Source organism: Pseudomonas sp. c313 (assembly GCF_055407145.1).
The window spans coordinates 178865-204623 of record NZ_JBUZRD010000005.1 but is presented as its reverse complement, the minus strand read 5'-3'; the positions used below and the strand labels follow the sequence as shown (position 1 = coordinate 204623).

The following is a 25759-nucleotide window of genomic DNA, read 5'->3' as shown; positions in this document are numbered from 1 at the left end:
TCAGCGATCAATAGACAATCGGCTCCGGTGCGCCCGCCACCTTGACCCGGCCCCGCTGACGGAAGCTGTACAGGTAGCAGAGCAGCCCCAGCAGGAACACCACGCCACTGGCCAGTCGCGCCCAGAACAACAGAGTCAGATGATCCATCGTGGCCATGAACGGCAAGGCCACACCGTCTACCTGCCAGCGCTGCAACCAGACCTGCACTGCACCGGCGGCGGTGAGGAACAGGGTGATCATCACCATGGACAAAACCATCATCCAGAAGCCCCAGATTTCGATAGTCTGGGAGCGCTGGTCCGGCGCTTCACCCAGGCCACGCAAGCGAGGCATGGCGTAGCTGATCAGCGTCATGACGATCATTGCGTAAGCGCCGAAGAACGCCAGGTGCCCGTGGGCCGCTGTCAATTGCGTACCGTGGGTGTAGAAGTTGACCGGTGCCAGGGTGTGCAGGAAACCCCAGACCCCGGCGCCGAAAAACGCCGTGACGGTAGTACCCTTGGCCCACAACGTGGCCGCACGATTGGGGTGCTGGCGCCGACGCTGTTTAACCATGGTGAAGGCAAACATCACCATCGCCAGGAACGGCAGCGGTTCAAGCGCGGAGAAGATCGAACCAACCCACAGCCACACCTCGGGTGCGCCGATCCAGAAGAAGTGGTGACCGGTGCCAATGATCCCGGTGATCAGGGCCATGGCGATAATTACGTACAGCCATTTCTCCACCACTTCACGGTCGACACCGGTGACTTTGATCAGCACGAAGGCCAGCATCGAGCCCATGATCAGCTCCCACACGCCTTCCACCCAAAGATGCACCACCCACCACCAGTAGAACTTGTCACGTGCCAGGTTGCCGGGGTTGTAGAAGGAGAACAGGAAGAACACCGCCAGACCGATCAGGCCGGTCATCATCACCATGCTGATGGTGGTCTTGCGGCCCTTGAGCAGGGTCATGCCGATGTTGTAGAGAAAGCCCAGGCAGACGACAACGATGCCCATCTTGGTAATCGTCGGCTGCTCCAGGAATTCGCGGCCCATGGTCGGCAGCAGTTCGTTGTGGGTCAGCTTGGCCAGGGCCGCATAGGGCACCAGCAAGTAACCGAGGATGGTTAACACGCCAGCGGCGGCAAACACCCAGAACAGGATAATCGCCAGTTTCGGACTGTGCAGTTCGCGGTCAGCCTCCTCGGGAATCAAGTAGTAGGCTGCGCCCATAAAGCCAAACAGCAGCCAGACGATCAGCAGGTTGGTGTGGACCATCCGCGCCACGTTGAAGGGAATCAACGGGAACAGAAAGTCGCCCACCACGTATTGCAGGCCCATGATCAAACCGAACAGCACCTGGCCGAGGAACAGGATCAGCGCGAAGACGAAGTAGGGTTTGGCCACAGCCTGGGATTGGAATTTCAGATAGGGATTGGCGATGCGCATTCCTCAGCCCTCCTTGTTTGGCGGCCAGCCATTGGTGTTGATCTTCGAGCTCCATTTAAGGAACTCGGCCATATCGTCCACCTCCTGCTCGCTCAAGTTGAATTGCGGCATGGCACGCCGCCCGGGTACGCCCAACGGTTGCATTTTCATCCAGGCGTGCAGGAAGGGTTTGAACGCTTCGTCACCACCCCGGCGGTTGAACACATTGCCCAGCTCCGGCGCAAAGTAAGCACCCTCGCCCAGCAGGGTGTGGCAGCCGACGCAGTTATTGCGCTCCCAGACACCCTTGCCGCGAACGACTGACTCGGTGAGCTGGTCCTGGTTGCTGCGGGCGGGAAAGGTTTGTTCGGTGTGGTAGGTCAGTGCCAGGAATATCAGGAAGAAGAACACGCTTCCTCCGAAGTAAATATTCCTGGCCATGCCCTTGGTGAAGGTCTCTGACATGGTCGCTTCCTCATTGCTTGGCAGGGACCATGATAGAAAGTGAGGGGGTAAAAGCTGCTTGATGGCGATCAAGAAATGCCGATGGTTTTGGTCGGGTATCGGTGGGCTGCGGCATCCTGGAAGTGATTCCGGGGCGTATCTCCACCGAGGTCGACGCCCGCCTATCCTTCGACGAAGAGGCGCTGTGGACCAAGGCCAACCAGTTGATCGCCCTTTACGACCAGGCTGGCGTGAGCCGCGACCGCGTTTTGATCAAGCTGACCTCTACCTGGGAAGGCATCCGCACCGCCGAGCGCCTGGAAAAAGCCGGCATCCAGACCGTGGTCATGGGCGCCAGCTTCCGCACCTTGAGCCAAATCGAACTGTTGGCCGGTTGCGACCGACTGACCATCAGCCCTGACCTGCTGCAAAAACTCGATGAAGATCAGGGGCCACTGGAGCGTTTATTGGTTCCGGGAAATGCCGGGGAAGCTCGCCTGCACCTCAACAAAGCGCAATTTCGCTGGGCGTCCAATGAAGATGCGATGGCCACGGAGAAGTTGGCGGAAGGGATTCGGCAATTCGCGCGCGATCAGGAAAAGCTGGAGAGTGTTCTGGCTGCGTTATGACGGGCGCTGGTAGGCCGATTAATGGCTGCCGATCTGCTGATCCAGGCGATTGCCGGCGTTGAGCAGGTTTTCCCCGGCGATCAGGTTCAGGTCGTTACCGGCGATCAACGCGCCGTTCGGTGCTAGGCGGTTGTCGGCCTGGGCCAGGTACAGCCCTGGCACCAGGACTTTTTCGCCATTCACTTCATGCTCTTCGAGCCAAACGATGTCATGGGTCAGGGCTGCGACCTGTTGCGAGGTCAGGGTGACGCCCACCGCCAGGTTCAACTGCTGCTTGCTGGCCAGGGCGTTGTCCATCAGGTACTTGAACAACTTTTCGTTGGTGTCCTGGCCGTCGATAAAGCGTTGGCCGGTACGTTCGACCACTGCCTGCTGGATCAGGCGCTGTTCGTAAGTTGAAAAATAAATCCGTCCGCTTTTCTCGCTTTTTTCGTCCTTTTCTCAGGCACGAGAACGTGATTTTGAACGGCGCTATCAAAGCAACAGCCTCAGGGCGAAACGGGTACTTTCGTTGTGGCGGCTAGGCTGGGAATATTGGTGCAGCTGCACAGATTTCGGTGGGCGAGCATGCTTGAAAATGTTGGAGAAAACCCTGCGTGATGAAGTGCACCATCAGTCGCAGAGCTTGGAGTAGATTTGTGGGGATTCCTCAGGGTTTGACCCCGTTTTTTTCAGCCCCTACATATCGATCATTTTTTGAAAAATAGAAAAGCAGTCAGCTCACTGTCAAATCAAGATAGAGGGATTCAACCATAGCCTCATCACCCTCGTCGCCAATATCAGGAATGTAAAACCCCATACCTAACTTTTCGCCATAAACCCCATAGTTATCGACAGAAAAACCCATTCCTTCACGCGAGAAACACTCTTTAACTTTAGCGTAGGTTTCACCTACCAGGGTTCTGCCTTTCCATAAAAAACTACTACCCTTGAAAAACTCGACACCCTTTACCGTATCACTTTCATCATAATACACATGAAGCTCATGGTCGTCGTAGGCATCAATTGTATTCAAAGCTGCGGCAGTTTTTTTGAACGCCCTGAAATCTTCTCCAAGTAGAGAGCGCACATCACTCCTAGGCATTCCAACAATTAATGGCCCAACCGCGCCCAATGTTAAATATTCATAAACCACAGCCCATCACCTCTTCTTAAAGTCGCCGGGATTTAAAGTGTCAGCATAGTCGAGCATTTTTTTATTGCCTTATCATACTTATTATCAAACTTGCGCCTTACGGAGTTTCAAACACGAGCCGCTACACTTAGTATGGCAATTGCTGCAGCACTTCATTAGTAAAGTAGGGTTCGTCCTCTACCCAGAAGATATAATCCAGTTCGAGGTAGTTGCGGGAAAAATTGATAATATCGGCAACTGTGTTTTTCTTTCCTGTCTTGGGGTTGATTTGGCGCAGATTGCCATGCTGGACTGCCATCCCTTTCACTAAAGTATTCGGATACGCCTTGAAGAATCCGTATGTTTGTGCCATATGACTTTTACGATAGGGCATCAAATCGGGGCCACCGACTCCAATTTTCAGTTTCTTCGCTTCGGCAAATAAGCTACGCATATACCCCTTGTCCTGCCAGGGTAGCCACTCGCCAGGTAGAAAATTCAGGTAAACCATTGGGGTCGACTTCCTGAATGCGTGACTCAGTGCCTGCATATTTGAGTTGATCGCATCCACATATACCTTTGGATCAAAATCCTTTGGGAAGACGGTCTTACCGTCTGGCTGCTCGACGCCGATTTCGATAGAACTCTCACTAAAATTTATCCCTTCGACTTTTCCATCCAGCTCCTTTCCTAATGCAGCAATCAGCTTTTGGAAACGATCACGTACCGGTTTCTCCCACATCCTTGCCGACCACCCATACTCATCATCAGTCTCTGGTTTATTAGGATCGCGCTCCGGAGCCGAGAGCATGCTCTGTTTCAGTACACCGCCGTTGTAAATGGGATCGAGCAGCAGATAGTCCGGTACGTTTTTTTTATTAGGCTGGAAGGATTTTTCCTGTAGTTGTATCCAGAGTTTCTTATCAACAGAACTCAAATAGGCAAGGTCCTGCTTGATCGCGGAAAAATCGTATTGGTCTTTGACCGGCTCTAGGCTGCGCCAGGTGTAGACAATTTGCGCCCCGCTAAAGCGCGGGTCGGGCAAAGCCTTGTCCTCCCTGATATTTGAACCGCCTGCTTCGCGGTTAGGGAAGTAAATGTAATTCTTGGCGGGCTGGCCTGCTGCAAAAGCCGTGCTGGTTATGAACATAGCCAGAGTAAAAATGAATGTTTTTATTTGGTTCATCTGGTGACATCCAGTTTGAGTATATTGAACCGCCCCGGGTTTCGCGGAGGCTGTTTGATTTTAGTCAGGCGACTTTTCGAGTCTCCGCCTTCCCGCACGCTGTCGTTTACCTCCCCACTCGCTTCGCAGCTTCCCGCGACTGCATAGCCAACCCTCTGCCCGTAACAACATTGAAATAAGCATGATAACAGGGGTCAGACCACCATTATTTAAACGTGGTCTGACCCTATATTTTCGGCACGCCGATTAATGGCTGCCGATCCGCTGACCCCGGTGGCATAAAACTCAAACCGATACTGGTCACATGTGAGAGCTGGCTTGCCTGCGATAGCGGTCTATCAGTCAACATTTAGGTAGCTGACCCACGGCTATCGCGGCATAGGTATCTACCAATGTCTGATGGCTGGCGGATTCCCTGTGGCAAGCGGGCTTGCCACAGATATCAACACTCACAAGAAGAGGTGTAGATACCTATGGCTATCGCGAGCAAGCCAACTCTCCCACACTAAATTTGCTGCACTTTATAGACCGTATGACTCAGCGAGCCACACCCTGGCCAAACCGGTAGATCGCCAGGCAGTAAAGCCCCAACGCTACCGCCGCCAGCAATCCCCCCACCGCGCCGATATAGGCGAAGCCAAACTGCACGCCCACCCAACTCCCCAGCAATGCCCCGCCGCCGATACCGATGTTGTAGATCCCGGAAAACATCGCCATCGCCACATCGGTGGCATCCGGCGCCAGCACCAGCACCTTGGATTGCAGCGCCAGGCCGAAAGCCATGATCGCCATCCCCCAGAACACACTCAGCGTCACCAGGTACGAGACCTCACCGCTCAACGGCAGCAACAAGGCCAGGCACAAGGCGAGCACGGTCACGGCCGCGATAAGGAAACGGTAGGGATTGAGGCGGTGCACCAGGCTGAACAGCAGCGAGCCAATGATGCCCGCGCCGCCGAATACCAGCAGGATCAACGTCACTGAATTGCCACTCAGGCCAGCGACGCCTTCGACGAAGGGTTCGATGTAGCTGTAGGCGGTGAACTGGGCGGTCACCACCAGGGCCGTCAGCACATAGAGCGCCACCAGCGCCGGGCGTTTGAACAGCATCGGCAGGCTGCGCAGGGAACCCGAGTTCTGGCTGGGCAGCAGTGGCAAGGTTCGCGCCAGCCAGAACACCAGGGCGGCAGCGAACGCGGCGATCACCAGGAAGGTGGTGCGCCAGCCCATGGCTTCGCCCAGCAAGCGTCCCAGCGGAATACCCAGCACCATCGCCAATGATGTGCCAGTTGCCAGTAGCCCCAACGCCTGGACCTGCTTGCCCTCCGGCGCCAGGCGCACCGCAAGGGACGCGGTAATGGACCAGAACAACGCATGGGACAGCGCAATGCCGATGCGACTGACCATCAGCAGGCCAAAGCTGGTGGCCACGCTGGAAAGGATATGGCTGACGATAAACATGCCGAACAGCACGATCAACAGCTTGCGCCGCTCGACGTTGCGGGTCAGCAACATCACCGGCAGCGACGTCAGGGACACCACCCAGGCATAAATGGTGAGCATCAAGCCAACGCGCGCGGTGGGCAGGTCGAAGCTGGCGCCGATGGCACTGAGCAGGCCGACTGGGACAAATTCGGTGGTATTGAAGACAAAGGCCGCCAGCGCGAGGGCGATGACCGGTTGCCAGTTGGCTTGAGGTGTTGTTGAAGAAAGGCTCATTTACAGGTCGTCGTACTCGTTGCGCGCATATCTTGCCAGCCCGATGCCAGCCCTTGAGCAGCGCGCAAAAATAGTAACACGATGGTTCAGGGGTCCACTTGCCCCATTAACTCCGGGATTGTCTCCGGCCGTTTGGCATAACGCTGGGCCAGGGCCGCGCAGACCATTAACTGGATCTGATGAAACAGCATCAACGGCAGGATCAGCACGCCTATGGTGCTACCGGCGAACAGCACCTGGGCCATCGGCACGCCAGTGGCCAGGCTTTTCTTCGAGCCGCAGAACAGGATGGTGATGCGGTCTTCCTGATTAAAGCCGAACGCCTTGCCCAGCACCGTGGACGCTACCAGCACCAGCGCCAGCAACACACAGCAAGCGACGACCAGGCCGCCCAACTCCCACAGCGGAATCTGCTGCCAGATACCTTCGTTGACCGCTTCGCTGAATGCGCCATAGACCACCAGCAGGATCGAACCCTGGTCGACGAACTTCAACCAGGCTTTATTACGCGCCACCCAGGCGCCGATCCAGCGGCGGGCGATTTGCCCGGCTACAAAGGGCAGCAACAACTGCACACTGATCTTGAGGATGGCATCAACGGTGGAGCTGCCTTCGCCGTGGACATTGAGCAACAACGCCACCAGCAACGGCGTAAGAAAGATGCCGAACAGGCTGGACGCCGCCGCACTGCAAATCGCCGCCGGGATATTGCCCCGGGCCAGGGACGTAAAGGCAATCGCCGACTGCACGGTGGCCGGCAACGCACACAGGTAGAGCATACCCATGTACAAGTCTTTGCCGATCATTGGCGACAGCAGCGGCTTGAGTGCCAGGCCCAACAGCGGGAACAGCACGAACGTCAGGCTGAACACCAGCAGGTGCAGGCGCCAGTGGCCGGCCCCGGCGACGATGGCCTGTTGCGACAGCTTGGCGCCGTGGAGGAAAAACAACAGGGCGATGGCAGCGTTGGTCAGCCAGCCGAAGGCCACGCCAGCCTGGCCGCTGACGGGCAGCAGCGAGGCGAGGATCACCGTGGCGATCAGCGTCAGGGTGAAGTTGTCAGGCAAAAAGCGTGGGCGGGTCATAAGCAGGATCTTCCAGGGGTTGCCAAGAGCATCCAAGCGACTCTAACGTAACGGCTTGTTACCGACTAACGCCAATGAGCCAGTAAATGCCGCCTAAAGGACATGAAAAAACCGTCCGCCGCAGCGTGCCTGGGCTTTCCAGCCTGCCACGGCCGGTATATGGCCGCACCGAATCCCTGCCCAACCGCGCCCTGACCCACCGCCATAGTCATCCGTGGGTGCAGTTGTCCTACGCGATTTGCGGGGTGCTGGAGATCCAGACCAGCGCCGGGCGCTTTGTCGCGCCGCCGCAACGGGCGGTGTGGATACCGGCCGGGATGCCGCACCGGGTGTTCAGTTCGCCCCATACCGAGATGCGCAGCCTGTACCTCGATTGCAGCGTCACCGCCTGGGCGGCCGAGCGTTGCCAGGTGCTGGCGGTGAGTAGCTTGTTGCGCGAATTGATCCGCAGCTTCAGCGAGTTGCCGGTGGAGTATGCCGAGGATGGTCCGCACGGGCGGCTGGCCCAGGTGGTGCTGGACCAGTTGGCCGCTGCGCCCCAGGTGGACTTGATGTTGCCATTGCCCCTTGACGGTCGTCTGCGGCAGATCTACCGCAGCTTGAATCTGCACCCGGAACAGCAGACCACTCTGGGGCAGTGGAGCCAGAAGCTGGGAGTCAGCGAGAAAACCCTGAGTCGGTTGTTTTTGAGAGATACCGGTTTGACGTTTCGGGCGTGGCGCCAGCGGTTACGGCTGCTGAGCGCCCTGCCCGCGCTGGAACAGGGTGAGCGGGTGACCGATGTGGCACTGGCGTGTGGGTACGAGTCGACTTCGGCGTTTATTGCGGCTTTCCGCCAGCAGTTTGATGCGACGCCGGGAGAGTTCTTCCGCTAATGACCAGGCATGGGCCTCTTCAAAGAAGTAATCCTTCCAACTGCTCGCCTTGTTTTTCAGCACGCCCAGTTCCTGCAATTTTTGGGCGTAGATAAAAGACAGGGTTTACGGGTCGTCCCTTGGCAAAAAACACCCGCACACTCCATCCGGCTGGTATTGTGCCGCGCTCCTAAAAAACCAGCCGTAGACCTGTAAGGAAATGGACGTTGAGCACTGACGCAAAAATGACCGGGGACCTGTTCGAAGTCGATAAGCGCCTGGCGCTCAAGCCCGTGGTGGACTTCAATACCTATCTGCTCGCCGCCTTTGGCGATGGCCCCTGCACGTGCGTGCGTTGTGTGGCCAGCGCGGGCGACGAGACCGGTTATGAATTCCAGCACACCTTCAACCTGCAAGGCCAACAGGCCAACCGCCGCTTCGCCTCCACCGCTGGCAGCGATGTCCTGTTAATGCTGAAAAAAGCCTGGCTGTCCTATACCAAGACCGAGCTGCCCGGCAGCGGCAACCTGGCGCTGGACACGGTGAAGGACTTTGTCGAGCCGCAGTTGCACAAACGCTTGCTGGCGCTGTTTTTGGCCAGTGGGTTGGTCAAGGATGTGGACGGGGAGTTGCGGATTCAGGCGCAAGCGATGGCCTGACCGGGCTAATTCACCCGGACCTGATACCAGAACAAGGAGTTCCCGATGGCCGATCCGAGCAAGAAGATGGGCTCGGGCATTATTATGTTGCCGGCCAGCATGACGCAGTTGGGCGCGGTGTCGATGCTCTCGTGGGTAATCACCGCGGTCGGCTCCATGGCCATCGCCTATTGCTTTACCCAATGCGGGATTTTCTGTACCCGCACCGGCGGCATGTCGGCCTACTCCGCATACGCCCAGGTCATCCGAAACGAGGCCCCACCCCACTCCGAATCCAGCACCTCGACCTGCCCTCCGTGCCACTGACAAACTCGCCGCACCAGCGCCAAGCCCAAACCAAAGCCACCGGTGCGACGATCACGACTGGCATCCAGGCGCAGGAAGGGTTCGAAAATCTTCGCGCGGCCTTCCATCGGAACGCCGGGGCCATCGTCATTGACCCGCACTTCATAGCCCGCGCCAAACTTGACCAACGACACCTCGACGCGCCGATCGGCATACCGAATGGCGTTGCGCAACAGGTTGATCACCGCCCTGGCCATAAAGCGCGGTTCGATGCGGATATAGTCGACTTCACAGGTGCGCAACAACAACTGCACCCCCGCCGCCTCGGCTTCAAGGGCCACGCTGCCAATCACACTGTCGAGCCAACTGTGGGCCTCAATGCTTTCCCGGGTGATCTGCGTCGCGCCCCGCTCCAGGCTGGCGTAGGTCAACAGCTCCGAGACCATCTCTTCCAGCTCGCCGAGGTCGGCGTACATGTCGTTGATCAACGCGCGGCTCTGCCTTGGATCGGCTTCCTGCTTGAGCTGGTCGAGCTCAAAGGACAAGCGCGCAATTGGTGTACGCAGCTCGTGGGAGACAGCGTTGGTCAACTCGCGCTGGTTGGCGATCAGGCTTTCGATGCGCTCGGCCATCTGGTTGAAGTGCCCGGCCAGCTCACGCACGGTGGAACGGCGTGGCAACAGGATTCGCGAACCCAAGTCGTTGTCACCAAAACGCTGGGCAGCCAGGCGAATATGCTCCAGGTCGCGCCAATGGGGCCGCACCCAAAAATACAGGACCACCGCCAGGCACAGGCCAAGCAACGAATAGGCCCACAAGTACAGCCACCTTGGCTCTTCTGGCAGCTTGATATTGAGCAGTTGCCGGCCGCCGTCGATATCGGCCACGAATTCCATGAAATCGCCGCGCACCACCAACTGGCCGTCAGCCAGCAATTTTTGCTCGCGCTCGGTCAGCCCTGCGGCATCACGCTGCATTAACGCCAGGCGTAAGCCGTAATGGGGTTGCAGTTCAGCCAGGCGGGCATCGCGGGCCTCTCCGAGCAGTGGTCGTAATTGCTCCACCAAGGCATAGGCCGGGCCGCGCATGGCTTCGCGGTTATATGTTTCGTTGGCTTCGGGCAGTAATTCATCGAAGGTGAAATTCACCAGCCAGATCGCCCCGGCCAGCCCCAGGGCCAGGATCACATACAGACGCAGAAACAGCCGTAGCATCTAGATCTCCCAGGCAAACGGGTTGAACAGATAGCCCTTGCCCCAGATGGTCTTGATGCACACCGGCTCCCTGGGGTTGTCGTTGAGCTTGCCGCGCAGCTTGCTGATATAGACGTCGACGCTGCGGTTGAGCCCATCAAAGGCGATCCCGCGCATGCGGTTGAGGATGTCGTCCCTGGAGAGGATTTTCCCGGCGGCGCTGGCCAGCAGCCACAGCAGTTCGAATTCCATGGTAGTCAGATCGATCTTCTCGCCGCCCAGGCTCACCCCGCGGCAACTACGATCAATGGCCAACTGGCCAAACGCCAGGGCGCCGCGCACCGTCGGCTCCGGCACCTGGCGCCGCTGCAGGGCGCGCAGGCGTGCCAGCAGCACGGGCGGCTTGATGGGTTTGATCACGTAGTCGTCGGCGCCGGACTCAAGGCCGAGGATATGGTCCAGGTCGTCCTCCTTGGCGGTGAGGATCACGATGGGGGTGTCGGCCACATTGCGAATCTCGCGGCATACATGCAGGCCGCTTTGGCCCGGCAGCATCAGGTCGAGCACGACGATCTTGGGCTTGAACTCAAGGAAGGCTGCCAATGCCTCGTCGCCACGGTGCACCGCCAGCACCTCGAAACCATGCTGGGAGAGGAAATGCGCGATCAGCCCTGCCAGCTTCTGATCATCCTCAACGAGCAAGACCTTGCCAAGACCCAGATTTTCCATAAATTCCCAGTATGCGAACGCGGATTGAAGGTGCGTATTATAGGTGGCAATGATTGCCAACAAGAGCACGTTGCCATCATTGAGCAGCGGTTTTCGAAGAAGCTTCATGCTTTTAAGAGTTTTTAACAAATAGCCCGCAATCTTTAACGGGACATTTTTTGTCAGAGCGTGGCTGGCAACTTACAGGGAATTTTATGCGCAAGGATTACTTGGCGTTCTTCATTTCGCTGTTCCTGTCGCGGCTGGCAGATCAGATTTTGCTGTTCATCGTGCCGCTGATTGTGTTCCAGACCACCAACAGTGTGTCCTGGGCCGGGCTGGCGTTTTTTGTCGAGTCGCTGCCGCGCTATTTGTCATTCCCGGTGTGCGGCGCATTGTGCGACAGGTTTTCCCCGGTGCGCATCCTGCATATCAGCCAGGTCTACCGCGCCGCGGCCTGTGTGATGGCAGTGGTGTTGTACGGGATGTTCGACGGCATCTACTGGATCGTCGGCCTCTCGGCTCTGTGCGGGGTGTTGACCACCCAAGGCATCATGGCCCGTGAGGTGCTGATGCCGCATATCTTCAAGCAGTACACCTACGCCAAGACCCTCTCCTACTCGCAAATTGCCGACCAGAGCGGCCTGGTACTGGGCCCGCTGGTGGCCGCGCTGATGCTGCAAGTTTGGGCCTGGCACTGGGTGGTGCTGGGGATTGCCGGGGTGTTCCTGCTGGCCGACCTGGCGATGCTGATCTGGCAGCGCAGCACCACCGTGAACCTGGAAACCTTCGAGCAACACAACGATATCTGGCTGCAACCGCTGCGCATCGCCTTCGGTCATATCCGCAACCTGACGGAACTGAAAAAAATCATCGCCCTGGCCGTTGGCGTCAACCTGATCATCGGCGTGACCCTGGCGACCTCAGCGGCCATGGTGATCGGTCAATATGCAGCCGGCAAGGATACCTACGCCGGCTTGCAGGCAGCGGGTGCTGTGGTGACGATAGCCATTCTGTTTTTTCTGGCCCGGGCGACCTTGCCGTTGAAAGTCCTCGGGAGCCTGTCATATACGATGATTGCCGTGGGGGCACTGATCACCGCGCTGAGCCCGAATATCTGGGCTTACACCGCAGGGTTTCTGCTGATCACCGGTTTCGACAAGATGTTCAACGTGTACATCCGCAGCATCCGCCAACGGGTGATCCCCGCTCGGGACTTTGGCAAGACAGTGGGAGTCTTGACCTTGCTCAACAATCTGTCCCAGCCTTTGGCCGGGTTATTGATCGCGCTGCTGGCGGCGCCGCTGGGCACGCAGACGGTGATCCTGCTGCTGGCCGGGATCACCGTCTTGATAGGTGGGTTGGTTTACGCAATTTCAGGCAGGCACACCGCTGTGAAACCGGAACTCGATGTCCGGTGACTCGATCAACTCCTGCTCGGCAGCCCGTACCCGGTCGATGACCTGGGCAATGTCCTTGGCATCACCGTACTGATAAGCCAGCTTCAGATAACCCTGAAAGTGCCGGGCCTCGCTTTTCAGCAATCCGAAGTAGAACTTGCCGAGTTCTTCGTCCAAATGCGGCACCAGCGCTTCGAAACGCTCGCAACTGCGGGCCTCGATAAAGGCCCCGACCACCAGGGTATCCACCAGTTTCACCGGCTCATGGTTACGCACCACCTTGCGCAGGCCCGAGGCATAACGCCCGGCGGACAGCTGGCGCAGCTCGATCTTGCGCTTTTTCATCAGGCGCATGACTTGCTCGTGGTGCACCAGTTCTTCCCGGGCCAGGCGCGACATGAGGCTGATAAGGTCAACGTGGGAGTGATACTTGGCGATCAGGCTCAAGGCGGTGCTGGCAGCCTTGAACTCGCAATTCTTGTGGTCGATCAGCAGGGTTTCCTGATCTGCCAGCGCGGCCTGAACCCAGCCGTCTGGCGTGCGGCAGCCGAGAAACTCATGAATTTGCGGCAGGTTCATCGGGTCACTTCCGGCACAACGGCAAGGGTCAGGAACATTTGGCTCACGAGTAAGGGTTCACAGCGAAAGGCGCCGATTATACCGACCGCGCCGCAGACCACCAGTCACGGGGCTTGATGTACATCAACATGACGCCTGGCGAGCAGCAACTATAGTTGTTGCAAGCCTCGGCCCTTACTCACTGCTTCCCTTCCCTGGAGATCCCGATCATGCAAGCCATTCGCAGCATTTTGGTGGTTATCGAGCCCGAGCATTCGGAAAGCCTGGCACTCAAGCGCGCCAAGCTGATCGCCGGGGTGACCGACGCGCACCTGCATTTGCTGGTGTGCGACAAGAAACATGAGCATTCAGCGCTGTTGAGCCTGCTCAAGTCCGGCCTTCAGGAGGATGGCTACAGCGTCACCACCGAACAGGCGTGGAATGAAAGCCTGCACGAAACCATCATCAATGTGCAGCAGGCCGAAGGCTGTGGCCTGGTGATCAAGCAGCATTTTCCCGACAGCCCGCTGAAAAAGGCCTTGCTGACCCCCGCGGACTGGAAGCTGCTGCGCTACTGCCCAGCCCCGGTATTACTGGTCAAGCACAACCGGCCATGGACCGGCGAAGTCATTCTGGCGGCGATTGACGTCGGCAACATCGACGGCGAGCACAAGACCCTGCACGCCGCCATCATCGATCACGGCTTCGATATCGCCAGCCTGGCCAAGGCCCAACTGCATGTGATCAGCGCCCATCCGTCGCCCATGCTGTCGGCGGCCGACCCGGTGTTCCAGCTCAAGGAAACCATCGAGGCTCGCTATCGCGAGCAGTGCAAGGCGTTTCAAGCGGAATTCGATATTGATAACCACCGTCTGCATATCGAAGAAGGCCCGGCCGATGTGCTGATCCCCCATATGGCCCACAAACTGCAGGCGGCGGTGACGATCATTGGCACCGTGGCTCGCACCGGGATTTCCGGGGCGCTGATCGGCAATACGGCGGAAGTGGTGCTGGATGCGCTGGAAAGTGATGTGCTGGTGCTCAAGCCGGTGGACATCATGGATCATCTGGAAGAGGTTATTTGCCAGCATTGATGCTCAGGCGCCAAAGGCATCCTTCAAGAACCCCGGCGCGATATAGCGCTGGTAGTGGGCTTCGGAGAGGATGAAGAACTCCCGATCAATGGCATCGCGCAGCTGCGGCAGGTTCCACTCGCGAAACTCCGGCAGCAGCACCATGCCATAGGCCTCCAGATGGGTGATCACCCGTGCGCCACGGGCGATCAACTGGTAGGCCCAGCAATATTCGGACTGATGGGGCACAAAGCGGATTTTTCGCTGTTCCAGCTGCCAGCACAGCTTTTTCGGGTCGAACACCTCAAGTTTTCCCGCCATCACCTGCACCAGCAGTTGCTCAAGCCTGAGCCACACTGCGCGCTTTTCTTCCTCGTTGTAACCATTCCACTGGATCACCTCGTGGTGAAAGCGCTTGCAGCCCCGGCACACGAGATCGCCGTAAACCGTGGAGCACAGGCCTACGCAGGGGGTCTTGATGGTTTGGTTGGACATGGGCAGCAACACGCAAATCAGCGAAACAGTGGGACATATTAGCCCTTTGTCTAACCTTCATCACCCTGCAAACTTGCCGTGGCAACTTACCTTTAGAAATTTTTTGCCGTAGAATTAGCCAGCCTTTTAAGGCACCAATAGTCCGTTGGAAGCTGTTTTCAAAGCGTCACGAGCACAGTCGTTCCTAAAGAACGGTGTTGGCGATGGTTATTTACCCGGTAAATAGCCGCCGCCAACCCTCATCAGCTCCGTTCTGCAGGCGTAAAACTTTGAAAGCAGCTTCTGTGAGGAATGCCGGCAGCGCTGGCTTTGCGGCCCAAAAGGCCTGCGAGCACATGCGTGCCACGCATTTCTGGATGAGCGTCCCGGACACCCATTTGGGACCACTGATGAGGGTAATAACTGTGCTTGAAGCCTACCGCAAACATATCGAAGAGCGTGCAGCCCTGGGTATTGTTCCCCAGCCGCTTAACGCCGAACAAACTGCAGGCCTGGTCGAGCTGCTGAAAAATCCCCCGGCTGGCGAAGAAGCTTTCCTCGTTGACCTGATCACCAACCGCATTCCACCAGGCGTTGACGAAGCTGCTTACGTCAAGGCCGGTTTCCTGTCTGCCCTGGCCAAGGGCGAAGTCACTTCTCCCTTGATCGACAAAAAACGCGCTGTTGAACTGCTTGGCACCATGCAAGGCGGCTACAACATCGTGACCCTGGTCGATCTGCTGGACGACGCGACCCTGGCACCGGTGGCAGCCAAGCAACTCAAGCACACCCTGCTGATGTTCGATGCGTTCCACGACGTCGCCGAAAAAGCCAAGAACGGCAACCAGCACGCCAAAGACGTGATCCAGTCCTGGGCCGACGGCGAGTGGTTCCAGAACCGTGCGACCCTGGCCGACAAGATCAGCCTGCGGGTCTTCAAGGTCACCGGCGAAACCAACACCGATGACCTGTCCCCTGCCCCGGATGCCTGGTCCCGTCCTGACATCCCGCTGCACGCCCTGGCCATGCTGAAAATGGCCCGTGAAGGCATCGTACCGGACGTGCAAGGCACCACCGGCCCGATGAAGCAGATCGAAGAAATGCGCAGCCAAGGCTTCCCGATCGCCTACGTCGGTGACGTGGTCGGTACCGGTTCGTCCCGCAAATCAGCGACCAACTCGGTACTGTGGTTCTTCGGCGACGACGTTCCCTACGTGCCGAACAAGCGCGCAGGCGGCTTCTGCTTCGGCAGCAAGATCGCTCCAATCTTCTACAACACCATGGAAGATGCCGGCGCACTGCCAATCGAATTCGACGTTACCAACATGAACATGGGCGACGTGATCGACCTGTACCCGCATGCTGGCAAAGTCTGCAAACACGGCACCGATGAAGTCCTGACCACCTTCGAAATGAAGACTCCGGTACTGTTGGACGAAGTTCGTGCCGGCGGTCGTATCCCGCTGATCATCGGCCGTGGCCTGACCGAGAAGGCGCGTACCGAGCTGGGCCTGCCACCTTCGACGCTGTTCAAACTGCCGGAAACTCCGGCTGAAAGCGACAAGGGCTACACCCTGGCGCAGAAAATGGTCGGCAAGGCTTGCGGCGTGGCTGGCGTTCGTCCAGGCACCTACTGCGAACCGAAGATGACCACCGTCGGCTCCCAGGACACCACCGGTCCAATGACCCGTGATGAACTCAAAGACCTGGCGTGCCTGGGCTTCTCCACCGATCTGGTAATGCAGTCGTTCTGCCACACCGCGGCTTATCCAAAGCCGATCGACGTGACCACCCACCACACCCTGCCTGACTTCATCATGACCCGTGGCGGCGTGTCCCTGCGTCCGGGCGACGGCATCATCCACAGCTGGCTGAACCGCATGCTGCTGCCGGACACCGTCGGCACCGGTGGTGACTCCCACACCCGTTTCCCGATGGGCATCTCGTTCCCGGCCGGTTCCGGCCTGGTAGCGTTCGCAGCAGCCACTGGTGTTATGCCACTGGACATGCCGGAATCGATCCTGGTGCGCTTCAAAGGCGAAATGCAACCGGGCATCACCCTGCGTGACCTGGTTCACTCCATTCCTTACTACGCGATCCAGGCTGGCCTGTTGACCGTAGAAAAGAAAGGCAAGAAAAACGCCTTCTCCGGCCGCATCCTGGAAATCGAAGGCCTGGACAACCTGAGCATCGAACAGGCTTTCGAGCTGTCCGACGCCTCGGCCGAACGTTCGGCTGCCGGTTGCACCATCAAGCTGTCGAAAGAGTCGATCACCGAATACCTGAACTCCAACATCACCCTGCTGCGCTGGATGATCGGCGAAGGCTACGGCGATGCACGCACCCTGGAACGTCGCGCCCAAGCGATGGAAGCCTGGGTTGCCAACCCTGAGTTGATGGTTGCCGATGCCGACGCCGAATACGCCGAAATCATCGAAATCGACCTGGCCGACATCAAGGAGCCTGTGCTCTGCGCACCAAACGACCCGGATGACGCCCGTCTGCTGTCCAGCGTTGCTGGCGAGAAGATCGACGAAGTGTTCATCGGTTCGTGCATGACCAACATCGGTCACTTCCGCGCTGCCGGCAAACTGCTGGAAAAGGTCAAGGGTCAGCTGCCAACCCGTCTGTGGCTGTCGCCGCCGACCAAGATGGACGCTCACCAACTGACCGAAGAAGGCTACTACGGCATCTACGGCAAGGCTGGCGCGCGCATGGAAATGCCAGGCTGCTCGCTGTGCATGGGTAACCAGGCACGGGTTGAACCGAACGCCACCGTGGTGTCGACGTCGACCCGTAACTTCCCGAACCGTCTGGGTGACGGCGCGAACGTCTACCTGGCTTCGGCTGAGCTGGCGTCCGTTGCATCCATCCTGGGTCGCCTGCCGACCGTCGAGGAGTACATGGCCTATGCGAAGGAAATCAACACCATGGCCAGCGATGTCTATCGCTACCTGAGTTTTGACCAGATCGCCGAGTTCCGTGAAGCTGCAGCGAACGCCAATATCCCGGTCGTTCAAGCCTAAGGCTTACACGTTGTAGCTATACCCAGTAAAAAAAACGCCGCGTATCGCAAGATGCGCGGCGTTTTTTTATGCCTGGGCGTTGGCGGCAAGGGCCTGCTGCACCGCCCCATCCACACTCAAGCCGCTGAGCAGCACCCCAGACGCCAGGGCTTCGGGCAACCCCTGCAGCACCATGCGCGCATCATGCCGCACGCGAGCCAGTACCAGACGCCTGCCTTCCACCCGCACCCGAACAAAAAACGCCTCCAGCGCCTCGATACTGGTGCCATCCAGGTCCGGCGACTCTTCCAGGCTGAGCACCACCGTGTGTACCGGCAACGGCGCGTGACGCATCAAGCGCAACGCGGCACCGAGGATGCGTTCGGCATTGGCGAAAAACAGCGCTTCGCCGGGACGCACGATCAGTACGCCCGTTATCTCCTTAGCGTCTGGATGGTGCGCAAGGTCGACAAAATCGTGGCCGACGCCCATTCGACCGAGCACCTGAACATCCGCCGCCGACATCTGGCGCAACATCAGCACCACGCTGATCGCCACCGCCACCAGCAAACCGTCCAGCACCCCCAATACCAACACCGCCGACACGGCACAGATCACCAATACCCGGTCGCGGCGCCAGATGAAATAGCGGCCCAAGGGTTGCAGGCTCAGGCCACGAGCGAGGGCATGGATGACGATGGCCGCCAACACCGGCTCCGGGGTCAACGCCACCAGCGGCAACACCGTCAGTACAATCAGCAACACCACCAATGCCGCGATCCCACCCGCTAGGCGCGAACATGCACCAGCAGCCTCATTGGCCGCCGTCGCGGAAAACCCCGCCCCCACCGGCATGCCGTGAAACAACCCGGACACCAGGTTGGCGGCACCCAGCGCCAGCAAATCACGGTTGGACGACACCCGGTCGCCATGCTTGAGGGCGAACGATCTGATCGAGCCATAAGACTCGGCATACAGGATCATCACCATGGCAAACGCCAACTCCCCCAGGCGCAGCCAGTCGGAGAACGGCAACACCGGCAGGTGGACGATTTCCAGGCGCAGGTCGATCGCCCCGATCAGGGCTACGCCGTGGGCTTGCAAGTCGAGCCATTGCCCGGCGGCGATACCCAGCACCACCACCAGCAAGCCTCCCGGCAAACGACGCGACCGTGCAAACACGCAGAGCAATGCCAGGGCGCTTGCGGCCACCGCTGCTGCCGGCCAGTTCCAGTGGGGCAACTGTTCGAACAACTGTGGCAGGAAGCGAATCAGGTTGTTGTCTGTCAGGTGTACGCCAACCACGCCGGCCAGTTGCTTGAGGATGATCGTCAACGCCAGGCCGAAGGCAAAGCCGCGCAACACCGGCTTGGCGATAAACGAGGTCACGCCACCGAGCTTGAGCAGCCCAGCCAACAGGAAAAACAGCCCGGTGATCAGCACCAGGCCTACCGCCAACGTCAGGCGCAGTGCCGGGTCATCACCGGCCAGGCTTGCCGTGGCCGCCGCCAGCACCGCAGCCGAGGACGATGTAGCCGACACAATGGCAAAACGGCTGGTACCCAACAGTCCATAACACAGCAGCCCGGCGAACAAGGCGATGACCCCAGCCTGGGGCGGCAAGGCGGCAATACTCGAATAGGCCACGGCCTCAGGCAGCAGCAAGCCTGCGATTGATAGCCCGGCGAGCAGGTCTTGCAGGCGGTTGCGCAGCAAAGGTGCGGCGGCACGAGCCATCATCGTTGATCTCCAGATCAAATAGCCCGTCAAGATGGCCCCGGGCAAGCTTACTCCCACCTGCAAACAGGGTGTTGATATCCATCAACCTGCTGTAAGACCCACACGGCGCGCAAAAAAAAGCCGATTCGCGTCAAGCACGAATCGGCCATTGTCACTTCACAACGTGTATCAGGCGATAAACGAATAGACCAGCGCAGTGATCGCCACCAGGCCTACCGCCGTGACAAACACATTCGACGCCTGCCCACGGTACTTGGCCATGGCCGGCACCTTGTGGATGGCATACATCGGCATCAGGAACAGGATCGACGCAATGATCGGCCCGCCCAACGTCTCAATCATCCCCAGGATGCTCGGGTTCAGCGTGGCAACGATCCAGCACACCACCAGCATGAAGGCCGCGGTCATACGGTCCAGCGCCTTGGGCGACGGACGACGGCCACTCTTGACGACCAGGCCCTTGAGGCCCTCGCTGGCGCCGATGTAGTGGCCCAGGAACGACTTGGTAATCGCCACGAACGCAATCAACGGCGCGGCGAAAGCGATGGTCGGGTTGCTGAAGTGGTTGGCCAGGTACGACAGGATCGACAGGTTCTGCGCCTTTGCCTCGGCCAGTTGCGCCGGTGTCAGGGTCAGTACGCAGCTGAACACGAAGAACAGCACCATCGCCACCATCAGCAGGTGGGCGTGGGAGAGGATCTGCGAGCTGCGCTCTTCGGCGTGGTCGCCGTAACGGCGCTTCTGGTCAACCGCGAAGGCCGAGATGATCGGGGAATGGTTGAACGAGAACACCATCACCGGAATCGCCAGCCACAGGGTGTGCAGCAACGCCGACGGCTCGGGCAGCGTGCTGGCGGTGCTGAGGATGCCGCCATTCCAGTGGGGAATCAGGAACACCGCGAGAAACAGCAAGGCTACGATAAATGGATAAACCATCAGGCTCATGGCCTTGACGATCACCTGCTCACCGCAGCGCACTACGGCCAGCAGGCCAAGGATCAGCACAAACGACAGAATCACCCGTGGCGGCGGCGCGATGTGCAATTGGTGTTCAAGGAAACTGCCGACGGTGTTGGTCAGGGCAACGCTGTAGATCAGCAGGATCGGAAAGATCGCCAAGAAATACAGCAAGGTGATCAACGCACCGGCCTTGATCCCGAAATGCTCTTCGACCACTTCAGTGATATCAGAACCCTTTCGGCCCGAGAGCACGAAGCGCGTCAGTCCTCGGTGGGCATAGAAGGTCATCGGGAAGGCCAGGACCGCCAGGATCAGCAGCGGCCAGAAGCCGCCGAGGCCGGCGTTGATAGGCAAAAACAAGGTCCCGGCGCCGATGGCCGTGCCGAACAAGCCGAGCATCCAGGTGGTGTCCTGGTGGCCCCAGCTTGCGAGGGTTGCAGGTGTCGTTGCGTAGCGTTCGTCGACGCTATTGGCCTGATCATTCATCCGGTCGGATCTCCCCATTGACACAGTCGGGACGAGTCAGAAAAACCTGACAGGCAGCGCCCGACCATAATAGGGGCGCGATTGTCCGGGATTCTCCTGAATAAGCAAAGGCTTAGCTTAGGAGTCGTTGTGCGGCGCAGAGGGTTTGAGCAAGGTTTGTATAAGGCTACAGCCTTGATAAACCGGGCTGCTAGCCAGGTTAAAACGATTTGGTATAACAACCCGGGGTCTCAAAAAATCCGACTAACGCGTTGACACTCGCGAGTCGCTCCCAGCATGATCGCCCCATGAACCTGATCCCGCTGGCCCTCACCCGTACCACCACCACGACCGCTTGCGGGTCGTGTGGTCGTTGTGAGTGGCGCGCAAGCTAACAAGCCACCCGAAACACCCAAGGCCCCGCCAGCAATGGACGGGGCCTTTTTATTGGTGCGCCCACCTGGCAACCACAAGGAGCAACACCATGCCTGACGTCAAACGCCCCGCCCTGCTGATCATCGATATGCAAACAGGCCTGTACGACGGACCGGAAAAACCGTTCGAACGTGAGCGTGTACTCGAAACGATCAACCATCTGATCCACCGCGCCCGGAAAGCCACGGTACCGATCTTCGCCGCCCGCCACACCGGCCCTGCCGGCTCGCCCATTGAAGCCGGCAGCCCGTTCTGGCAGCTGTTGCCAAGCCTGGAAGTGGACGAGACTCGTGACACAGTCTTCAACAAAGCGCGTCCAAGTTGCTTCCTGGGGACCGAACTGGCTCGGCAGTTGGCGCAAGCCCAGGTCAATGAACTGGTGATCGTCGGCATGAAAACCCAGTACTGCATCGACACCACGTGCCGGGTTGCCGTAGAACTGGGGTTTTCGGTGGTGCTGCCGGAAGACGGCCATACCTGCATGGACACCCAGGCGTTGTCGGCACAAACCATCATCGAGCATCACAACAGCCTCCTGGCAGGGGCATTTGTGCGGCGAGTAAAAGCCACTGACATTCAATTTTAAGGTGGCACTATTAACGGCCCCCTCCTGAAGCGAGGGGTCTGTCTTACAAAAAATCCCGCATAATCCATCTCTCAAGCCCTCAGGAAGAGCCCTCACATGCCCATCACTGTTCTGGTCCTGGTTGAAACCATCAACGACTACCTGTCGATCATCGAAAGTAATGATCTCCATGTGATCCTCGCGCCCACACCTGCTGAACGCAGCCAGGCAATCAAGACCCATGGCGAGCAGATCCAGGCCGTCCTGACCCGTGGCCCGCTGGGTTTGTATGCCGAGGAAATCGCCGCCCTGCCGTTGCTGGAGATCATCTGTGTGATCGGCGCCGGCTACGAGCATGTGGACCTGCAGGCCGCGAGCAATCGCGGGATCGTTGTGACCAACGGTGCCGGAGTAAACGCACCATCGGTGGCGGACCATGCCATGGCACTGCTGCTGTCGCTGGTTCGGGATATTCCCCGGGCGGACGCGGCGGTGCGCCGCAGCGAATGGCCCAAGGTCATGCGCCCTTCCCTGGCTGGCAAACAACTGGGCATCCTTGGCCTGGGCGCGGTGGGCATGGCCATCGCCAAGCGCGCGGCCCTGGGCTTCGATATGGACATCAGCTACCACAGCCGCCAGCCCCGCACTGATGTGGACTACACCTACTGCTCGACTCCCGTGGAACTGGCGCGCAGCGTGGACTTCCTGATCATCGCCACCCCAGGTGGCGCAGGCACCCGCCATCTGGTCGACCGCCAGGTCCTGGATGCCCTTGGCCCCAACGGTTTTCTGGTAAACATTGCTCGCGCCAGTGTAATCGTTACTGCCGACCTGATCACCGCCCTTGAGCAACGCCGCATCGGTGGTGCTGCACTGGATGTGTTCGACGACGAGCCCAGCGTGCCCGACGCCCTCAAGCTGCTGAGTAACACAGTGCTGACGCCCCATGTGGCGGGCCTGTCGCCGGAAGCAGCCCACGACACCGTGCAGCGCGTGGCGGACAACCTGTTGGAATACTTCGCCGGCCGGCCGGTGCTGACCCCAGTGGAGTTACCGCCGCGCCACTGACGCCGTGGGCGCACTGCACACTGCATATCAGGAACACTGATCATCGGCCAACACGCTAACCTATTAAGCCGCCCCGGCCTTGTGGCTGGGGGTCTGCGCGCATTAGATTAGCCAATAGTCCAAGGCCTCAAGAATAAGCAGAAGGGATAAGCATGGCGCTCAATGACCAATCCACCCAGATTCGCCCAGGCGAAGAACTTGATGCCAGCCTGATCGATCCCTACCTCAAGGCCCATATTGCGGACTTGAGCGGCACACCGAAGATCAGCCAGTTCCCGGGGGGCGCTTCCAACCTGACCTACCTGCTGGAATACCCGAACCAGGAATTCGTACTGCGCCGCCCGCCGTTTGGCCACAAGGCCAAGTCCGCCCATGATATGGGCCGCGAATTTCGCATTCTCAATCAACTCAAGGACGGCTTCCCGTACTGCCCCAAGGCCTACGTGCACTGCACCGATGAATCAGTGATCGGCGCCGAGTTCTATGTGATGGAGCGGGTCAACGGCATCATCCTGCGTTCGGACCTGCCGCCGGAGCTGGGCCTGGACGCGGCGGCTACCGGCGCCCTGTGCAAAAGCTTTATCGACAAGTTCGTCGAGTTGCATCAGGTGGATTACACCGCCTGCGGCCTGGCGGACCTGGGCAAGCCCGAAGGTTACGTCCAGCGGCAGATTCGCGGCTGGAGCGACCGCTACGAAAAAGCCCTGACCCCCGACGCCCCCAGCTGGGAAGCCGTGCGCGCCTGGCTCAACGACAAGATGCCGGCCGACCACCCGACGTCGAGCATCGTGCACAACGACTACCGCTTCGACAACGTGATCCTCGACCCGCACAACCCGATGCAGATCATCGGCGTGCTGGACTGGGAGCTGACCACCCTCGGCGATCCGCTGATGGATTTGGGCAACACCCTCGCCTACTGGATCGAGGCCGCGGACCCTGCGCCCGTGCAATTGATGCGCCGCCAGCCAAGCAACGCCCCCGGCATGCTCACCCGCCGCCAGTTCGTCGACTACTACGCCGAGCGTTCGGGAATCCAGATCGACAATTACGACTTCTACTACACCTACGGCCTGTTCCGCCTGGCCGGCATCGTGCAGCAGATCTACTACCGCTTCTTCCATGGCCAGACCCAGGACAAACGCTTTGCGCAGTTCATTCACATGAACAAGCTGCTGGAGCAGATGAGCCTGAACGTCATCGGCAAATCCGCACTCTGATAGTCCGAGCTCTGCCCCCACAAGGAACAACCATGTCCAAGACCCAATTGTTCGACCTCGACGGCAAGATCGCTTTTGTCTCCGGCGCCAGCCGCGGTATCGGTGAGGCCATCGCCAAGCTGCTGGCCCAGCAAGGCGCCCACGTTATTGTTTCCAGCCGCAAGCTCGAAGGCTGCCAGCACGTGGCCGACGCAATCATCGAAGCAGGCGGCAAGGCTACAGCCATTGCCTGCCATATCGGCGAGATGGAGCAGATCACCCAGGTCTTCGCCAACATTCGCGAGCAGTTCGGACGCCTGGACATCCTGGTCAACAACGCGGCCACCAACCCGCAGTTCTGCAACGTGCTGGACACCGACCTGGGCGCGTTCCAGAAAACCGTCGACGTGAACATTCGCGGCTACTTTTTCATGTCGGTGGAAGCCGGCAAGCTGATGCGCGAGAACGGCGGCGGCAGCATCATCAACGTGGCGTCGATCAACGGTATTTCCCCAGGGCATTTCCAGGGCATCTACTCGGTGACCAAAGCTGCGGTGATCAACATGACCAAGGTCTTCGCCAAGGAGTGCGCGCAGTTCGGTATTCGCTGCAACGCCCTGTTGCCGGGGCTGACCGACACCAAGTTTGCCTCGGCACTGGTGCAAAACGATTCGATCCTGAAAGTGGCCCTGCAACAGATTCCGCTCAAGCGTGTCGCGGCGCCGAGCGAAATGGCCGGTGCGGTGCTGTACCTGGCCAGTGATGCGTCGAGCTACACCACCGGGGTATCGCTGAATGTGGATGGTGGTTTCCTGTCCTGACTCGGCGAGGTGCTCACGCCCCTGGCGCATTAAGGGCGCTTGAACTGCCGGCGACACTCTTCGATCTGCTGCCGGCAGAGGCACCCTTCCAGATGATCATTGACCATGCCCATCGCCTGCATGAAGGCATACATCGTGGTCGGCCCCACAAAGGTCCAACCGCGTTTCTTCAAGGCCTTGGACAAACGTAGGGACGCAGCCGATGTCGGGTTAGCCGTCCAGTACGCCAGGTCGACCGTCGCCGGACGCTCATCGGCGCCGGGCTCGAATGACCATAACCAGCTCGCCAGTGACCCGGTTTCATCCACCAATTCACAGGCACGCCGGGCATTGTTGATGGTCGAGACGATTTTGGCGCGGTTGCGCACGATGCCCGGATCAGCCATCAGCCGCTCGATATCCTCTTCGGTGTACCGCGCCACCCTTTGATAATCAAAACCCTCGAACGCTCGCCGAAAGTGCTCGCGCTTGCGCAGGATAGTGATCCACGCCATGCCCGCCTGGAACCCTTCCAGGCAGATCTTCTCGTACAACGCACGATCATCGGCAACCGGCACGCCCCACTCGTGGTCATGGTAATGCGGGTATTCAGGAGCCGCCGTGCGCCATGTGCAGCGGGTCAGCCCCGTGTCGTCCGTTGTCAGTCCCGGGTTGTCCATAGGTCACCTTGCTTGCCAGACGGCGGATGATAAGCGAAAAAATTTTC

Annotated in this window: 22 protein-coding genes and 3 pseudogenes; 11 read left to right on the top strand and 14 right to left on the bottom strand. The window is 58.9% G+C overall.

Features of this window, described 5'->3' with window-relative positions:
• Positions 1-7: 7 nt before the first annotated feature.
• Positions 8-1435, bottom strand: coding sequence for a cbb3-type cytochrome c oxidase subunit I (locus ACZRKZ_RS17160; protein ID WP_463968717.1), 1428 nt, complete (start codon positions 1433-1435; stop codon positions 8-10).
• 3 nt (positions 1436-1438) lie between these two features.
• Complete coding sequence (locus ACZRKZ_RS17155) at positions 1439-1879, bottom strand: c-type cytochrome (RefSeq protein WP_133101017.1); 441 nt, start codon at positions 1877-1879, stop codon at positions 1439-1441.
• A gap of 95 nt (positions 1880-1974) precedes the next feature.
• On the opposite strand from ACZRKZ_RS17155, the pseudogene ACZRKZ_RS17150 reads away from it, so the two are divergent.
• Positions 1975-2487, top strand: a pseudogene (locus ACZRKZ_RS17150) (transaldolase family protein); the annotation flags it as partial.
• A gap of 51 nt (positions 2488-2538) precedes the next feature.
• Here ACZRKZ_RS17150 and ACZRKZ_RS17145 read toward each other — a convergent pair.
• From ACZRKZ_RS17145 to ACZRKZ_RS17125, 5 genes and pseudogenes are all read right to left on the bottom strand, one after another.
• A pseudogene (locus ACZRKZ_RS17145) lies at positions 2539-2883 on the bottom strand (hemagglutinin repeat-containing protein); the annotation flags it as partial.
• A gap of 319 nt (positions 2884-3202) precedes the next feature.
• Positions 3203-3622 carry a hypothetical protein gene (locus ACZRKZ_RS17140; protein WP_463982202.1) on the bottom strand — a complete coding sequence of 140 codons (420 nt, stop codon included), beginning with the start codon at positions 3620-3622 and terminating at the stop codon, positions 3203-3205.
• 127 nt (positions 3623-3749) lie between these two features.
• Entirely contained in the window at positions 3750-4787 is a 1038-nt protein-coding gene (locus ACZRKZ_RS17135) for a hypothetical protein (RefSeq protein ID WP_463982201.1), read from the bottom strand.
• 537 nt (positions 4788-5324) lie between these two features.
• Positions 5325-6506 (bottom strand): sugar transporter, encoded by a 1182-nt coding sequence (locus tag ACZRKZ_RS17130; protein WP_463982200.1) that lies wholly within the window; start codon positions 6504-6506, stop codon positions 5325-5327.
• A gap of 86 nt (positions 6507-6592) precedes the next feature.
• A complete protein-coding gene (locus ACZRKZ_RS17125; protein WP_463982199.1) occupies positions 6593-7591 on the bottom strand; it encodes a bile acid:sodium symporter family protein in 999 nt (332 codons plus the stop codon).
• 86 nt (positions 7592-7677) lie between these two features.
• On the opposite strand from ACZRKZ_RS17125, the gene ACZRKZ_RS17120 reads away from it, so the two are divergent.
• The 3 genes and pseudogenes from ACZRKZ_RS17120 to ACZRKZ_RS17110 form a co-directional block, all read left to right on the top strand.
• Positions 7678-8466: an AraC family transcriptional regulator gene (locus ACZRKZ_RS17120; protein ID WP_463968725.1), complete on the top strand. Its 789-nt coding sequence runs from the start codon at positions 7678-7680 to the stop codon at positions 8464-8466.
• Positions 8467-8672: 206 nt separating this feature from the next.
• Positions 8673-9104 (top strand): hypothetical protein, encoded by a 432-nt coding sequence (locus ACZRKZ_RS17115; protein ID WP_463982198.1) that lies wholly within the window; start codon positions 8673-8675, stop codon positions 9102-9104.
• A gap of 45 nt (positions 9105-9149) precedes the next feature.
• Positions 9150-9341, top strand: a pseudogene (locus tag ACZRKZ_RS17110) (putrescine-ornithine antiporter); the annotation flags it as partial.
• On the opposite strand, the gene ACZRKZ_RS17105 reads toward ACZRKZ_RS17110, so the two are convergent.
• Together ACZRKZ_RS17105 and ACZRKZ_RS17100 are read right to left on the bottom strand one after the other, a co-directional pair.
• On the bottom strand, positions 9326-10603 hold the full coding sequence (locus ACZRKZ_RS17105) for an ATP-binding protein (RefSeq protein WP_463982197.1): 1278 nt from the start codon (positions 10601-10603) through the stop codon (positions 9326-9328). The pseudogene ACZRKZ_RS17110 and the gene ACZRKZ_RS17105 overlap by 16 nt on opposite strands.
• A complete protein-coding gene (locus ACZRKZ_RS17100; RefSeq protein ID WP_463968730.1) occupies positions 10604-11311 on the bottom strand; it encodes a response regulator in 708 nt (235 codons plus the stop codon).
• A gap of 194 nt (positions 11312-11505) precedes the next feature.
• On the opposite strand from ACZRKZ_RS17100, the gene ACZRKZ_RS17095 reads away from it, so the two are divergent.
• Positions 11506-12711: an MFS transporter gene (locus tag ACZRKZ_RS17095; RefSeq protein ID WP_463982196.1), complete on the top strand. Its 1206-nt coding sequence runs from the start codon at positions 11506-11508 to the stop codon at positions 12709-12711.
• On the opposite strand, the gene ACZRKZ_RS17090 is transcribed toward ACZRKZ_RS17095, so the two are convergent.
• The gene (locus ACZRKZ_RS17090) at positions 12667-13269 is read right to left on the bottom strand and encodes a tRNA isopentenyl-2-thiomethyl-A-37 hydroxylase MiaE (protein WP_133101037.1); all 603 of its coding nucleotides are present in this window, start codon (positions 13267-13269) and stop codon (positions 12667-12669) included. The two genes, ACZRKZ_RS17095 and ACZRKZ_RS17090, sit on opposite strands and share 45 nt — an antisense overlap.
• Positions 13270-13478: 209 nt before the next feature.
• On the opposite strand from ACZRKZ_RS17090, the gene ACZRKZ_RS17085 reads away from it, so the two are divergent.
• Positions 13479-14342: a universal stress protein gene (locus ACZRKZ_RS17085; protein WP_463968732.1), complete on the top strand. Its 864-nt coding sequence runs from the start codon at positions 13479-13481 to the stop codon at positions 14340-14342.
• Positions 14343-14345: 3 nt separating this feature from the next.
• Here the strand turns inward: ACZRKZ_RS17085 and ACZRKZ_RS17080 are convergent, their stop codons facing one another.
• Positions 14346-14816, bottom strand: coding sequence for a DUF1289 domain-containing protein (locus tag ACZRKZ_RS17080; protein WP_463982195.1), 471 nt, complete (start codon positions 14814-14816; stop codon positions 14346-14348).
• A gap of 404 nt (positions 14817-15220) precedes the next feature.
• Between ACZRKZ_RS17080 and acnB the strand changes: the two genes are divergently transcribed.
• Positions 15221-17821: a bifunctional aconitate hydratase 2/2-methylisocitrate dehydratase gene (acnB, locus tag ACZRKZ_RS17075; protein WP_463982305.1), complete on the top strand. Its 2601-nt coding sequence runs from the start codon at positions 15221-15223 to the stop codon at positions 17819-17821.
• A 66-nt stretch (positions 17822-17887) separates the two neighbouring features.
• Here acnB and ACZRKZ_RS17070 read toward each other — a convergent pair whose 3' ends face one another.
• Together ACZRKZ_RS17070 and ACZRKZ_RS17065 are read right to left on the bottom strand one after the other, a co-directional pair.
• On the bottom strand, positions 17888-19540 hold the full coding sequence (locus ACZRKZ_RS17070; protein WP_463968733.1) for a SulP family inorganic anion transporter: 1653 nt from the start codon (positions 19538-19540) through the stop codon (positions 17888-17890).
• Between the two features lie 168 nt (positions 19541-19708).
• Positions 19709-20986 carry a serine/threonine transporter gene (locus ACZRKZ_RS17065; protein ID WP_463982194.1) on the bottom strand — a complete coding sequence of 426 codons (1278 nt, stop codon included), beginning with the start codon at positions 20984-20986 and terminating at the stop codon, positions 19709-19711.
• 463 nt (positions 20987-21449) lie between these two features.
• On the opposite strand from ACZRKZ_RS17065, the gene ACZRKZ_RS17060 reads away from it, so the two are divergent.
• The 4 genes from ACZRKZ_RS17060 (at position 21450) to ACZRKZ_RS17045 (ending at position 25053) form a co-directional block, all read left to right on the top strand.
• Positions 21450-21986 carry a cysteine hydrolase family protein gene (locus tag ACZRKZ_RS17060; RefSeq protein ID WP_463982193.1) on the top strand — a complete coding sequence of 179 codons (537 nt, stop codon included), beginning with the start codon at positions 21450-21452 and terminating at the stop codon, positions 21984-21986.
• 96 nt (positions 21987-22082) lie between these two features.
• Complete coding sequence (locus ACZRKZ_RS17055; RefSeq protein WP_463982192.1) at positions 22083-23033, top strand: 2-hydroxyacid dehydrogenase; 951 nt, start codon at positions 22083-22085, stop codon at positions 23031-23033.
• Positions 23034-23185: 152 nt separating this feature from the next.
• Complete coding sequence (locus ACZRKZ_RS17050; protein WP_463968736.1) at positions 23186-24253, top strand: phosphotransferase family protein; 1068 nt, start codon at positions 23186-23188, stop codon at positions 24251-24253.
• Positions 24254-24285: 32 nt separating this feature from the next.
• Complete coding sequence (locus ACZRKZ_RS17045; RefSeq protein WP_350614793.1) at positions 24286-25053, top strand: SDR family oxidoreductase; 768 nt, start codon at positions 24286-24288, stop codon at positions 25051-25053.
• Between the two features lie 29 nt (positions 25054-25082).
• Here the strand turns inward: ACZRKZ_RS17045 and ACZRKZ_RS17040 are convergent, their stop codons facing one another.
• On the bottom strand, positions 25083-25712 hold the full coding sequence (locus ACZRKZ_RS17040) for a DNA-3-methyladenine glycosylase I (protein ID WP_463982191.1): 630 nt from the start codon (positions 25710-25712) through the stop codon (positions 25083-25085).
• Positions 25713-25759 lie beyond the last annotated feature (47 nt).